Source organism: Paraburkholderia sp. BGA-UO-ETr-F12, from assembly GCF_059567945.1.
Genome location: NZ_JCAQOZ010000067.1, coordinates 149,888 through 163,687, shown reverse-complemented (window position 1 = coordinate 163,687; position 13,800 = coordinate 149,888). Strand labels below are relative to the sequence as shown.

The window sequence follows — 13,800 nt, the reverse complement described above, 5'->3', positions numbered from 1 at the left end:
GAAATACGTCGGCTGCCTACATTGACTACAGCGAATCAGCTTTTCGCCCTCGGCATCTGCGACACCAGCGACAGACCGATGTCCATCCCCTCCACCTGGAAGTGCGGGATAACGAACAACTTGATACGAAAGAATCCAGGGCTGTCCTCGATGTCTTCGACCGTCACCTTCGCCTCACGCAACGGATGCGACGCCTGCAGCTCGTCACCCGGATCTTTCATCTCGGTCACGAGACCCTTGATCCAGCCGTTCAACTCAAGTTCGAGCAGACGCCGGTCTTTGGTCGTGCCAATGTTTTCGCGCTGAATCAGCTTCAGGTAATGCGCAACACGCGACAGCAGAAAGATGTACGGTAGACGCGCATTGATGCGGCTGTTCGCGGTCGCTTCTTTAGTCTCGTAGAGTGCAGGCTTCTGCGCCGAGCTGGCCGAGAAGAAGCACGCAAAGTCGTGATTCTTGTAAAACGACAGCGGCATGAAGCCGAGGTTGGCGAACTCGAACTCCCGCGTCTCCGGGATCAACACTTCGGTCGGAATCTTGGGCTGATAACCGGTGCCCAGGTCATACAGGTGAACCGGCAGATCCTCGACCTTGCCGCCGGCCTGCGGACCGCGAATCTGTACGCACCAGCCGTTGCTGGTGAAGCTGCGCACCATATTCGCAGCGAACGCAAACGACGCGCTAATCCACAGATAGCGATCGTGGTCCGGACCCTTCACCGCCTCTTCGTAGTTGAACGCCCGCACCGGTGCCGTATCTCTGCCGTACGGCAAACGACCCAGCACACGAGGCATGGTGAGCCCCACATAACGGGCGTCGTCCGTGTCGCGGAAGCTCTTCCACTTGATGTACTCGGCGCGGTCGAAATAGTTGCCGATATCCTGAATCGCGGCCACTTCCTCCATGGATTGCTTGCCGAAGAACGCCGGCCCAACCGAACCGATGAACGGCATGTGCGCGGCGGCAGCCACCTTCGAGATGTTGCGCAGCAGACCAATATCCTGCGGTGAATTGGCGAACTCAAAGTCGCTAATCAGTGCGCTGATCGGCTGCCCCCCAGGCGTGTCGTATTCCTCGATGTACGTGAGTCGGTACAGGCCACTCTGGATGAGTTCGGGCGTATCCTCGAAGTCACGGATCAACGCATCCTTCGAAACATCGAGCACCTCAATGCGCACATTCTTGCGGAAGTCCGTGCGGCTCACGAGCATCTTGAGGCCGCGCCAGCGTCCTTCCAGTGCCTGGAATTCCGGCGTATGCATCACCGCATCGAGTTGACGGCCGATCCTTCGGTCGAGCTGGCCGATGTGGAAATCGAGTAGCGATTTGTCCAGCCGGTCGACCGGCTTGCTGCTTTCACCCACCAGTTGCAGGAAGGCACTCATGCCCCGCGCGAGCCGCTCGTCGGCCGACGACTCGGAAAGCAGGTCGTTGTCGCGGAACGCCTCAAGCGGGCGAGCCGCGCTCACCGGCTTCAGGTTGATCTTGTTGCACAAGGATTCATAGACGCTGTTGCCATCGCCCAAGGGGATTTCGTTAGGGGCGTCGAGCACGACTGTCTCAATCGCGCCGCGTTGCGGGGATTCGTTACGTGACATGTTGGATCCTATCTCTACCGTCCCAGCGGGACGCGCGTGGCTCGTTGTCCGGAATACAGTGAGAGCCGTCCTCGACCTACGCGTGACCTTCTGGCTGCGCTGCCGACGTAGCGATCAGTGCAAGTTCGCCGCGCAGTTGCCGCGAGAGTGCGTGGTCCTTCAGAATCTTCTCGAACTCGCGACGGAATGTGCCGTTGTCGAGCAGGTTCGACTTCAGGTCCCGCAGCAGATTGCGCATCGCCAACAGAGGCTGCAGTTCGGGAATCTGCGCCGCCACCTGCTCGGGTTCAAAGTCTTTCATCGACCGGAAGCTGAGCGCTACGGGCAGCTCGGAGCCGTCTTCGGCGAGCGTGTTCCCGGCATTGACCTTCAGTTCTGGTGCGAGATCGGACAGAACGGCGTCGAAGTTGTTTTTGTCGATATTGATCTTCTTGCGCTCCGCAAGCGGTGCCTGCTCCTTGCCCGCGCCGTAGTCACCGGCGACGAGCAGTTTGAGGGGCAACTCGACCTTCTTCCGGGCGCCGCCCGTATGCAGGTCCAATGTGATCGACACTCTTGACTTCGGAATCTCGTGCTGGAAGCTGTCCACTGTGTAGTCCTTTGTAAAAGGAGGATCACTGTGGTATCGCAGCAACGTGATCCGTACTTACTTATGCGGTTGTTTTCAATTCGATCCGAATTAAACACGCAACTCGACAATCAAGTCAAAGACCTGTCGCTTGAATGCAAATACGTTAATTTCAATCGCCCTATAAAAATAATCACAAAATTAAGAACAAATCAGAATCTCTCAATGATTTTCTCAAGAAACAACCCTAATAACCCATCAAATCAATTCCGCCACAGCCAAGCCACTCACGACCCACGGCAGATGGCAAGACTTCAATCTAACAAAATAATAATGAGATATTCAGCGCGATTCATCGCCCATCAATTTATTGACTAAAAACAAGAAACCAAGCGATTAAAGGTTTTCGGCTTCGAATATAAAAACAACTATCAATGGGATATACCGACGTGATTTACCGCGGATAGAATCCGCCATCCAGACCGAAAACAATCAGAGAGAAAACCACACATGCGGATCGACAAACCGCTCTGGCACGAAGGCCTGATCCTCAACCAGCAGCAATTCCAGCAACAGGACCGGTGGACGGATTTCGTGCACCGGCAGTTCGCCTCGGCCGCAATCGTGGAACCGTGGGGCACGCTTGGCGTGGAGATCGACGAGGAGGCACTGCCAAATGGACGCCTCAAACTCACGCGTCTGAAACTTCGTTTTCCTGATGGTACGGTATTCGACACCTCCGTGAGCGACGCACTGCCGTCCGCCCGCGATCTGACGCGAGGCTTTCCGCCCGGGATGCAAAGCGTCGTGGTTCTAGCGGCGCTGCCGCTGATCGATGCCACGGGCAGCAACTGCCGCTTCGACGAGACGACACTCGCGCGGCCGCGCCGCTCGTATCGGGAGTTTGTGAAAGTCACCGATCTGAACGGCACGGGTGAGGCCGAAATGGCGGCCGAACGCCACGCGGTGCGCCTGCTGTTCGACTTCGAACAGCAGGCTGATGACACAATCTGCGCAATCGCCCGTCTCACGCGCGGCACAGGCGGTCACTTTCAGTTGGATCGCTATTACGTGCCGCCGTGTCTGACACTGGCCGGTCACCCCTTGCATGTCGAGCGGGTGAAACGTCTTGCCGACATTCTGCAGGCGAAAAGCGCGACGTTGGGCGCGCGTAAGAGCGAGCGCATCGAGGCCGTTGTGGAATACGGCGTCGCCGATGTCTCGCTGTTCTGGCTGCTCCACTGCATCCACACGTACTGGCCACAACTTCGCTTCATCGCCACGCACCCAAGCCAACCGCCTGAACGGCTCTATTCGATGCTGGCCCAATTGGCGAGTGTGCTGATGACGTTTTCGACCAGCGCCCAACTGAACGAGATCCCGACGTACGACCATGTACGGGCCGACGAGATTTTCGCGAAGCTCGAAACCATGATCCGCGATCTGCTCGACTCGATCATTCCGTCGCGTGTGATTTCGATTGGTCTGACACGTAAGAGTCCGACTATGTGGATGGGCCAGTTTCAGGACGAGCGGCTCGTGGCCGGCGCGGATTACTACCTGTCAGTCAACGCCGCGCTCGCGCCATTCGAACTGGCCGAGTTGTTCCCGAAAGTGTGCAAGATCGGTGCACCGGACGACCTCGGGCACCTCGTCAATTCCGCGCTTGCGGGCATCCCGCTCAAGGCGGTCCAGCGCGTCCCGGCCGCCATTCCGATGCGTCTGGACAACCTGTACTTCGCACTCGACCCTAGCGCTCCTGCGCACGCCCGGATGCTGGCTGCACGGGCCTGCCAGATTTATCTGCCGGCAACGGTGGCCGATCCTTCGCTTGAACTTTACGCGGTGATCCGCTCATGAAACCGATCGCCGATACTCCCAAGACAATCCCCTTGATGGCGGCACAACCGTCTTGCGACCGGTCAACCGGGGCGGGAATTCGCGACCTGCTACGTGACACGGCACTCCTCGTCAGCATGCTGACGCAAGGCGGTGAGACCGACCCGCTGGATCAGTTACGCGAGCGTTGCGTGCAGTTAATCGCTACCTTTTCCTCCGCGCTTGAACAGCGAGGTTATCCCGCCGACGTTCGGGAGGACGCGCAGTATGCCCAGTGCGGGCTGCTTGACGAAGCGGTATTGCGCTGCCCGTCGATAGAAGATAGAGCCGGTTGGGAAGCGCACCCGTTGCAGGTCGAGCGATTCGGCAAGCTCGACGCCGGCGAGCACGTCTTTGACCGGCTCGCGGAACGCTTGCGAGAAGTACCGCCCAACGTCGATCTGCTCGAATGCTACGCCGCTGTTCTTGGTCTCGGATTCAAGGGCCGCTACGCGCGTGAGGAAGAAGCGAAGCGCGCGGCGTTGATTGCCACGCTCAACGCCCGGTTGGAAGAATTTCGGCCCCGCGTCGAGCGGACCTTCATCGCCGATCGCACCGGACGGCGTGCGTCGGACTGGCTTTGTCATCTCTCGCCATGGGTAATTGCCGGAATCTGCGGCCTCGCGGCGGTTTTCGTCTACCTGACCTGGGACCAGACGCTCGATGCGCAACTCGCCCGTCTGGTAGCGTCTGCGCGCGCCATGAAACCGTGATGTCCGAACTACGCCTGGGGTATCCGTTCCGCGCGATGGTCGTCCTTGCGACCGTGTTATCGCTTGCTGTGCTGTTTATTATCTTGCCGGTCAGCCGTGGACTAGCCTGGATCGCTGCCGTGGGCGTGATGCTGATGGCACTGGTTGCTGTCGTCGTGTGCACCTTGCACCTCAATCGTGCTAGCGAGCAAAGCTTGCACGCGCTGGCCGCCACATCGCCCGATCTGCACTTGGGCCTGCACGCGCGCATGCCGCTGGTGCTGGTCATGGGAGACTCGCTGCCCGAACTGTTCAATCGTGGCGGGCACGAGGAACAACTGGCACACGTTAGCGACGGGGCGATCTGGTTGCGGGTCGACAACCCACGCGATCTGGCGTTAATCGGTGTTGCCGTGAAGCGGTGGCGCGACGGCCGCGCACCCGATGGCATCGTGCTGTCGATCACACCCGTCTTGCATGCTGGCGAAGACGCGCTGACGCAGGCATTACGCAGCGCGCGCCAGTCGATCAGCGACGCCTCACGCATGCTCGGCACAGCGTTACCCGTCAACATCGCCATCTACCAGCGGCTCACCGCATTGCCCGCGACGGCTCCTCAATGGTATGGCGTGTCGGTGGCAAACAGGCAGACAGACATCCAACGGTTCGATTCAGTGATGCGGGCTGCCGAAGCGCAAGTGCCGCAGGCCGGAAACGATCCTGCTCCGGCTCATCGTGCGGCGGCTCTTGCATCGATCATAGGCTGGACACGACAGGTTGTGATCGGCTCGCTGACCGGTCATCTGCAATCGTCTGTACCGTGTGCGCTCGTCGGTATCGGGTGGATCGATTGCGGCCCGGCGAGCGGGCCCGGCTCACCGTGGGCGCGGCACGTCCTTGCCCAAACCCGCGTCATGCCGCCGCCGATGGCCGCATCGCCCGCACCGTGGCCACTGCCTCAGCCGCTGATCGACGCCACGCCGCGACGGCGCTGGGTGTCGCCGCGTCTCGCAGCGCTCGCTCATGCAATCGCGCTGCTCACCTGCGCCGGCGCACTGGCTACCTGGGGCTCGGCAGAAAACAACCATGCACTGCTTGCTCACATCGGGGCCCATCTCGGCCGGTTCTCGATGATTCCGCCCGGGCACGATACCGCACGCCGCGACGCGTTGCAGGCACTCGTCGCGGACCGCGACCAGCTCGACCGTTACGCACGCCTCGGCGTACCGCTGCGCCTGTCGTTCGGTATGTATCGCGGAACGGCGCTCGTGCCCTTGCTCAACACCGCGATCGCTTCGTACAAAGCACCACCTTCGCCACCAGTGTTGATCGCACTAGACAGCATGTCGCTATTTGACAGTGGAAAGGCACAGCTCAAACCAGGATCTACCCGTGCACTGGTCCGCGCGCTCGAGTTAATCGGGGCTCATCCGGACAAGCGGATTCTGGTCGCCGGATACACAGATAACGTCGGCGACGCCGGCAGCAATCTGAAGCTGTCGATCGCGCGCGCCGGGGCCGTGCGCGACTGGCTGGTGGACGCATCGGGCATTGCGGTCACGCGCTTCGCGATCCAGGGTTATGGCGACACCCGTCCGATTGCCGGCAACGATACCGATGCCGGACGTGCGCGGAACCGGCGCGTCGAGATCATCCTGGTATCGGACACCCCGCAGCCCCCCTTGAGAGTCGCACCGAAGGAAACGCCTTCGTGGCGGCCGATCCGCCTCGCACCAGGGCAGAACACCGGCCGACGCTCGACGCAGTTCGAACCCGGAGCATGGCTTCGGGAAATCCGCGGTCCGGGATCGACTCCGGACGCTTGTTGCAGTCAAAACCAAGGAGAGTGAAAAGTGGCAATTCCGGCATACATGTGGATCAAGGACGATGGCGGCGCCGACATCAAGGGTTCCGTCACGGTTCAGGGCCGCGAAGGCAGCGTCGAGGTGGTCGCGCTCGATCACAGCATCAATATCCCGACAGATTCGAATACCGGCAAGCTAACCGGCACGCGCGTGCATGCTCCGATCACCTTCACGAAGGAAACCGACGCGGCGACGCCTTACTTGTACAAAGCAGTGACAAGCGGCCAGACGCTGAAGTCGATCGAAATCAAGTGGTACAAGATCGACGATGCGGGCAAAGAAAAGGAATACTTCAACACCCGGCTCGACAACGTGAAAGTAGTCGCGGTCAAACCCAAGATGCTCGACATCAAGAACCCGGCCTACGAGAAACACAACCATCTCGAAGACGTTGAACTACGCTACGAGAAGATCACGTGGTCGTACAAGGACGGCAACATCATTCACGCCGATAGCTGGAACGAACGCTCATAAGGTTCGCCGGGCGGCTGGCACCAATCATCTGAAGGAGTACGTCATACCCGTGGGCCCTTCCCTTTACGACAAACTGCTTGGCCAGATCGGCGGCGAACCGCTGGATGCGTACGACGACAGAACCCTTGAGATCCTGAGCATCCAGCAGAACGTCCGCCGCATTCTCAACGCACGGGCAGGCGCACTCAAACACCTGCCCGATTACGGACTACCCGACCTGACGAACATCTACAAGGCGCTGCCCGCTTCCGCGCATCTGCTCAAGCAACAGATGGAGTCGACTCTGCTGGTGTACGAACCGCGTATCCGCTCAATCGACGTGGCGTACATCGACAATCCCGATCCCGGTGTGCTGGTGAGTTACGAAATGACGTGTCACCTGAAGCAAGCGGGACTGGTGCAGTTCGGAACGTACTTCGAACCACCGGGCCGCATGCGTGTACAACGGCTTCAGGAGGAACGCTTGCGCCCACCGCGACCTTGACCCACGCTCAACAACTCGACGGCGTTCTGTCGTCCGTTTAAAAGCGAGCGACATCGACAATGGCATCCGCAAATGCCTTCGGCGCTTCCTGTGGCAGATTATGTCCGATACCACCGTCGATATTCCGGTGCTGATACCTGCCGGTGAACTTCTTCGCGTAGCTAGCAGGATCGGGATGCGGCGCGCCATTAGCATCGCCTTCCATCGTAATGGTCGGAACCGCGATGGCCGGTGCCTTCGCCAGAATCGCTTCCAGTCCGTCGTATTGCGGTTCGCCCTTGACCAGCCCGAGACGCCAGCGGTAATTGTGGATCACCACCGCGACGTGGTCCGGATTATTGAACGACTCAGCCGAACGCTCGAACGTCGCGTCGTCGAAGTTCCATTTCGGCGATGCGAGACGCCAGATCAGCTTGTTGAAGTCGTGGCGATTCGCTTCATACCCCGCGTAGCCGCGTTCCGTGGCGAAATAGAACTGATACCACCAGGCCAGCTCAGCCTTCGGCGGCAGCGGCGTCCTGTTGGCTTCCTGGCTGCCGATCAGATAGCCGCTCACCGACACCATTGCCTTGCAGCGTTGCGGCCACAGCGCGGCGATGATATTCACCGTGCGCGCACCCCAATCGAAGCCGCCAAAGATCGCCTGGTCGATCTTCAATGCGTCCATCAATGCAATGATGTCGACGGCAACCACCGCCTGCTGACCGTTGCGAGGCGTATCCGCGGACAGGAACCGCGTTGAACCGTAACCCCGCAAATACGGCACGATCACCCGATAACCCGCGGCCGCCAACATTGGCGTGACCTCGGCGAAGCTGTAGATATCGTAGGGCCAGCCGTGCAGCAGGATGACCACCGGTCCGTTCTGTGGGCCGGCTTCCGCATAGCCCATACTGAGTGTTCCAGCATTGACCTGGCGAATGTTGTCGAACGAAGTAGCGCGGGGTCCCGCTTTCGGATTGGGTGACGTGCCGTTCGACTGCGCCTGGGCAAGTCCGCTCAAACCCAACTCCATCAAGCTGAGACCCGCAACTGTTGTCCCCAGCAGACGACGACGTCGCGTATTGATCTGATCCGGCATCGCTGATTCTCCTTTTAGATTAGCCAGGAAGTATTAGAACCCGCGAACGTATCTGGCTTGTGTCGGCAAGGAGCAGCAGCGCAATCCTATGTATCTGTCGGCGGGGTTGATACATTGAGATACAAAGGACAGTTGGGTGGCGCCGGAATCTAGTTAAGACTTTTCAGCAAAAGCCTGGCTTCCAGGCCACCGTCGGGCCGGTTATGCAGCGACAGAACTGCGTCCATCGCCAGCGCGAGCTGCCGCGCAATCGCGAGACCCAGCCCGGTGCCGCCGGTGCCGCGATTGCGCGACCCTTCGAGCCGATAGAACGGCTCGAACACGGCTTCCAGCGACTCAGCCGGAATACCCGGCCCGCGATCGAGTATCGAGACCGTCACCTCCCCTTCCGGCGAAGCGGCGACCCTGATCTCCGCTGACCCGCCGAACTTCAGCGCGTTGTCGACGAGGTTGCCCACGATCCGGCGCAATGCCTGCGGACGCGTCACCAATGGCGTATCGATTCGCCCGTGCAGCGAAACGTCCTTGCCGGCATCGACATAATCGAACACGAGGCTGTCGAACAACGCGTCCGGATCGATACGAAGCGGCGCCTCGCTGGCGCCATGCATGGTGCGCGCGTAGGTGACGCCTTCCTTGACCATCGTTTCCATTTCCTGCAGGTCCTGTTGCAGCCTGGCCCCTTGCGCGCTGTCGTCCATGACGTCGACGCGCAGCCGCATGCGGGTAATCGGTGTTTGCAGGTCGTGCGAAATCGCCGCAAGAATCTGCAGGCGCTCGGTCATGTACAGCCTGATGCGGTCCTGCATGGCGTTAAACGCCCGAGCGGCGCGCGCCACTTCGTCCGGCCCGTCTTCGGGCAGGCGTTCTGCTTTCAGGTCGGGGCCTAGCGTATCGGCTGCTCGCGCCAACTGGCTCAACGGACGCGTCGCCAGCCGTACCGCCAACCAGCAACAGACGGCCAGCACGACCAGTTGCAACACCAGCACCCACGACAACCAGGGCGACAGCGGCGCGCCTGGCATCGGGTGGTAGTCGATCGTCAGCGGCGTGCCGTCGCTCAACTGCAAATGAACCTGCAGGCGCTCCGGGTCGCCCGGGACAGCATTGGCCGTAAGCGGATAGCGCTTGCCGATACCGTCCGCAATAGATTGAGCGACCCGCGCCGAAAGCGCTGCATCCGGAGGCGCGCCGGCAACCCCCGGCCCGAGATTGAAGGTATAGGTGCGCCGCGCCAGCCTCGGCAGCCATTCGGCGCGTTCGTTAGCAGGCAGATGATCGAGCAGCGCGACTGAACTGGTGACCTCGCGCTCGATGTAGCCAATCATCACGTTCGCCATGGTCTGGTCGCGTTCCGTCATCGTGAGCCAGACCGAAAGCGTTTGTACCAGCGCAAGACTGACAAACAGAATCAGCGCAAGCCGCATGAACAAGGTGCGCGGCCAATGCAGCAGGGTGCTCGGCTTCATGGACTGCCTTCACTCATGGTCACGGCTGCTGAAAAGACATAACCCTCGCTGCGCAGCGTCTTGATGTAACGGGGTTCGCGCGCGGTGTCCTGCAGGCGTTGCCGCAAACGGCTGACCAGCAGATCGATCGAACGGTCGAATGGATCGGCCTGGCGGCCCTGGGTCAGATTGAGCAATTGATCGCGCGTCAGCACCCGCTGGGGATGATCGAGAAATACCCGCAGCAGGCGATATTCCGCGCCGCTCAGGGCGACCATCGTGCCCTCGGCGTCGAGCAGATGACGCGCGGTGGTATCGAGCCGCCAGTCGCCGAAGCCGATCATCGGCGCGGTTTCCGTCACTTGCATGCCGGGCGGCAGCATCCGCGCGCGGCGCAGCACGGAGCGGATGCGTGCCAGCAGTTCACGCACCGCAAACGGCTTGGACAGGTAATCGTCGGCGCCCATTTCCAGTCCGACAATACGATCCGCTTCTTCGCTTCGGGCGGTCAGCATCAGTACCGGCACCGTGCGAAACTTGCCGGCGCGCAGTTCCCGGCACAACACGAGACCGTCTTCTCCCGGCAGCATCAGGTCCAGCACGATCAGATCCGGCGCCCCCTGTTCGAGCACCGCGCGCATCTGCCGGCCGTTGGCGGCCAGCGAAACGCGCATACCGTTTTTCTCCAGATAGGTCGCAAGTAATTCGCGGATGCCGCGATCGTCGTCGACGATCAGGACATGGTCGATGTTTTCCATCAATGGATCAATCCTTTCGACGATTGACGCGCACCCGGTTCACGCCGATCAGTGAACAATCCACGGGGTGTGCGAGTTCCGCCGCCAATCCGCCCGCCACGAAGGCAAGCATCGCCATCAGCCGTCTCATGCGTCCTCCACGACGGACAGGCTGGCGCCATTGGCCACGCTGGCCTCCAGCGTATACGGATCGATGCCCTCGAGGCAACCGATGTTGACCCGCCACAGTTGCGGATCCCTACGTGTCTGGTGAAACGGATAAATGCCGCAGTGTTTGCAGAAGTAGTGCCTGGCAGTGCGCGTATTGAACTGATAGAGCGTCAGCGCTTCCTCACCCTGCAGGATCTTCAGTTCGCCGGCGGCGAACGGTGGTGTCATCAGCGCGCCCCTGCGCCGGCACAGGCTGCAATTGCAACGCCCAGCCGGAACCACATCGGTACGCACTTCAAATTTCACGGTCCCGCAATGACAGGACCCTTTCAGCAATTCAGTGTTCATGGAGCACTCCGTAGCGGGTATGGCTGCTTTATAGCCCAGCCCGCGCGAGCTTTTGTATCCCAATGTATCTGGGTGCTCCCGTGACACAAAACATTGCAGCCGAACCGCCCCGGCGACACAAGCCGGAAACGAACCGGCGTCCCGACGTAGCCATGCTCATCACTGATAGCGACGTCGACATGCGCCCCCGACTCAAAACCTCCGCCGCCGCGCTGGTCGCTGCAACCGTGGCCCTGGGCGCCGCGTCTAGACACCAGCCAACGCGGGCAGATCGATCTCGTACGTTGCGCGCTCGTGCCGGCTGTCAATACGCCGCTGACGTACCGTCTGGACTGGATCCACCGCGCCTCCGGCACGCTTTGGCAGGCTGACGGGATAGCGGGCGTTTTTCTTCTCGAGAATGACCCGGCTTAAAAACCCCGGGCTGTACGCCGTCAGCAAATGCGGGTGGTGCGCTTCGATGTACGCAACGATCCGCGCTTCCTCGCCTTCGATCAGCGCCAGCGACGCGAGCATGTTCGCATCCCAACGGAACCGCAGGCCGAGTTCGTCGAATGCGCTGTTGTACGCACACAGTTGCGCTTCGACTTCCCCATCTTGCGTGCTTTCGCACATGTCGAACTGGGTCGGGGTCATGATCGTCTCCCTCAGGAAATTGACATGACCAACAATAGGATGATCAATCAATAAACAATAGTTAAAGTTTTTTCGAAAAACGATAGTGCTTTATGTATACATGGATTTCCCTATGACGGCGAATCCCACCCCGGCATGCTGGATGGCCGTATCGCGCGCCCGGCGCCGCTCGGGCGGCAGTGGCGAGCCCATCTATTAGCTATGCCGAATGCAAACCATAAAATGTTTTAATTTTTACTTATCGCTGTTCTCGCGCAGCATCCCCTCAGACGCCCCTCCACGCCAAACAGCTGTTACCCCGTTGTCGTGCGATCGACGGCTAAAGCTTTTCGTTAGGGCAGTTCCCCTGGCCGACCACTGGCGCTTTCTTGCCCGCAGACAAATCGGCGCGGAAGCGATTCGATCACGTCAGTCCAACGCGCCAATCGAGCGTGACGGAGCTATAGGAGACGAATGACATGGGACATTCCAACGTATCCCAGAGCGGCAGTACGGCGTTCAGACATCACCGCTGGGTGCAACTGGCGATCGGCATCGTGTGCATGGGACTGGTCGCGAATCTGCAATACGCGTGGACATTGTTCGTTGTACCGATGGACAACGCCCACCACTGGGGCCAGGCGGCCATCCAGACAGCTTTCACCGTTTTCATCGTCACCGAAACGTGGCTCGTGCCGGTCGAAGGCTGGCTCGTCGACAAGTTCGGACCACGTCCGGTTGTGATAGGCGGCTCGCTATGCGCGGCGCTCGGCTGGATCATCGACGCGCACGCGAGCAGTCTCGTTGAGCTGTACGTCGCAGCAGTGATCGCCGGTATCGGCGCGGGCTGCGTGTACGGCACCTGTGTGGGCACGGCGCTCAAATGGTTTCCGGACAAACGCGGTCTCGCCGCCGGTCTGACCGCGGCAGGTTTCGGCGCCGGCGCGGCCGTGACGGTGATTCCAATCGCCAACATGATCCAGCGCTCGGGCTACCAGCACACCTTCATGTTCTTCGGCATCTTCCAGGGCGTCTGCATTTTTCTGCTCGCCACCATGCTGATACGCCCCAAACCGCCGGCAACCGTTGTCGCGGCGAAGCGCGTGGTGGCAAGCAAGGTCGACTACACGCCCGGCGAGATGATCCGTTCGCCGCTCTTCTGGGTGCTGTACCTGATGTTCGTGTTCGTCGCGGCCGGCGGCATCATTGCGACCGCGCAGCTTGGGCCGATCGCGAAGGAATACGGCTTTGCGAAGCTGCCGGTGAGTCTGCTTGGCGTCACGCTGCCGCTGCTCACCATGACGCTGTCGATCGACAATCTGTGCAACGGCTTCACGCGTCCGTTGTGCGGTTTTCTGTCGGACCGTATCGGCCGTGAGAACACGATGTTCATGATCTTTCTCGGCGAAGGCGTCGCGTTGCTCGGGCTCATGCAGTTCGGCCATAACCCCTACGCATTCATGTTCTTCGCCGCCGCCGTATTCCTGTGCTGGGGCGAAATTTTCTCGATCTTCCCGGCAACCTGCGCGGACACCTTCGGCAGCAAGTACGCCGCCGCCAACGCGGGAACGCTCTACACCGCGAAGGGCACCGCGTCGATGCTGGTGCCGCTCGCCTCGGTGCTGTCGGCGAACGGCGGGTGGAGCACCGTATTCATCTGCGCGGCGGTGATCTCGATCGCTGCGGCCGTGTCCGCAAAGTTCATCCTCGCGCCGATGAGAAAGCGCTGGATCGAGAACTCGGGCACGCCGGCCGGCGCGGTCATCGCCGAAGCGCGGCTTCAGCCGTCGCCTGGCGGTTCGCCTGAATAAACAACCCCGTGAGCGCGCCACTCACGACGA

14 protein-coding genes are annotated in these 13,800 nt (G+C 60.5%); 6 read left to right on the top strand and 8 right to left on the bottom strand.

Annotated elements, in window-relative coordinates; translation table 11 throughout:
* Positions 1 to 35: 35 nt before the first annotated feature.
* Both tssC and tssB read right to left on the bottom strand, forming a co-directional pair.
* A complete protein-coding gene (tssC, locus tag AC57B6_RS37270) occupies positions 36 to 1,598 on the bottom strand; it encodes a type VI secretion system contractile sheath large subunit (RefSeq protein WP_496423213.1) in 1,563 nt (520 codons plus the stop codon).
* A gap of 76 nt (positions 1,599 to 1,674) precedes the next feature.
* Positions 1,675 to 2,187 (bottom strand): type VI secretion system contractile sheath small subunit, encoded by a 513-nt coding sequence (tssB, locus tag AC57B6_RS37265; RefSeq protein WP_444513989.1) that lies wholly within the window; start codon positions 2,185 to 2,187, stop codon positions 1,675 to 1,677.
* A 489-nt stretch (positions 2,188 to 2,676) separates the two neighbouring features.
* Between tssB and tssK the strand changes: the two genes are divergently transcribed.
* Genes tssK through tssE form a run of 5 tightly spaced genes read left to right on the top strand, consistent with a single transcriptional unit; the run spans position 2,677 to position 7,559 of the window.
* The gene (tssK, locus tag AC57B6_RS37260) at positions 2,677 to 4,026 is read left to right on the top strand and encodes a type VI secretion system baseplate subunit TssK (protein WP_496423212.1); all 1,350 of its coding nucleotides are present in this window, start codon (positions 2,677 to 2,679) and stop codon (positions 4,024 to 4,026) included.
* A complete protein-coding gene (locus AC57B6_RS37255) occupies positions 4,023 to 4,757 on the top strand; it encodes a DotU family type IV/VI secretion system protein (protein ID WP_496423211.1) in 735 nt (244 codons plus the stop codon). Before tssK ends, AC57B6_RS37255 begins: the two co-directional genes overlap by 4 nt.
* A complete protein-coding gene (locus AC57B6_RS37250) occupies positions 4,757 to 6,586 on the top strand; it encodes an OmpA family protein (RefSeq protein WP_496423210.1) in 1,830 nt (609 codons plus the stop codon). Before AC57B6_RS37255 ends, AC57B6_RS37250 begins: the two co-directional genes overlap by 1 nt.
* A 3-nt stretch (positions 6,587 to 6,589) precedes the next feature.
* Positions 6,590 to 7,075 (top strand): Hcp family type VI secretion system effector, encoded by a 486-nt coding sequence (locus AC57B6_RS37245; protein WP_496423209.1) that lies wholly within the window; start codon positions 6,590 to 6,592, stop codon positions 7,073 to 7,075.
* A gap of 43 nt (positions 7,076 to 7,118) precedes the next feature.
* The gene (gene tssE, locus AC57B6_RS37240) at positions 7,119 to 7,559 is read left to right on the top strand and encodes a type VI secretion system baseplate subunit TssE (protein ID WP_496423313.1); all 441 of its coding nucleotides are present in this window, start codon (positions 7,119 to 7,121) and stop codon (positions 7,557 to 7,559) included.
* Between the two features lie 37 nt (positions 7,560 to 7,596).
* Here the strand turns inward: tssE and AC57B6_RS37235 are convergent, their stop codons facing one another.
* From AC57B6_RS37235 to AC57B6_RS37210, 6 genes are all read right to left on the bottom strand, one after another.
* Entirely contained in the window at positions 7,597 to 8,640 is a 1,044-nt protein-coding gene (locus AC57B6_RS37235) for an alpha/beta fold hydrolase (protein ID WP_046572354.1), read from the bottom strand.
* A gap of 149 nt (positions 8,641 to 8,789) precedes the next feature.
* Complete coding sequence (locus AC57B6_RS37230; protein WP_496423208.1) at positions 8,790 to 10,109, bottom strand: sensor histidine kinase; 1,320 nt, start codon at positions 10,107 to 10,109, stop codon at positions 8,790 to 8,792.
* The gene (locus tag AC57B6_RS37225) at positions 10,106 to 10,846 is read right to left on the bottom strand and encodes a response regulator (RefSeq protein WP_028195262.1); all 741 of its coding nucleotides are present in this window, start codon (positions 10,844 to 10,846) and stop codon (positions 10,106 to 10,108) included. The genes AC57B6_RS37230 and AC57B6_RS37225 overlap by 4 nt, the downstream gene beginning before the upstream one ends.
* A 7-nt stretch (positions 10,847 to 10,853) precedes the next feature.
* A complete protein-coding gene (locus AC57B6_RS37220) occupies positions 10,854 to 10,976 on the bottom strand; it encodes a hypothetical protein (protein WP_496423207.1) in 123 nt (40 codons plus the stop codon).
* Entirely contained in the window at positions 10,973 to 11,344 is a 372-nt protein-coding gene (locus AC57B6_RS37215) for a GFA family protein (protein ID WP_028195263.1), read from the bottom strand. The genes AC57B6_RS37220 and AC57B6_RS37215 overlap by 4 nt, the downstream gene beginning before the upstream one ends.
* 246 nt (positions 11,345 to 11,590) lie before the next feature.
* Entirely contained in the window at positions 11,591 to 11,980 is a 390-nt protein-coding gene (locus AC57B6_RS37210) for a hypothetical protein (protein ID WP_144192222.1), read from the bottom strand.
* Between the two features lie 458 nt (positions 11,981 to 12,438).
* On the opposite strand from AC57B6_RS37210, the gene oxlT reads away from it, so the two are divergent.
* The gene (gene oxlT / locus AC57B6_RS37205) at positions 12,439 to 13,770 is read left to right on the top strand and encodes an oxalate/formate MFS antiporter (protein WP_046572351.1); all 1,332 of its coding nucleotides are present in this window, start codon (positions 12,439 to 12,441) and stop codon (positions 13,768 to 13,770) included.
* The last annotated feature ends 30 nt before the right edge of the window (positions 13,771 to 13,800 follow it).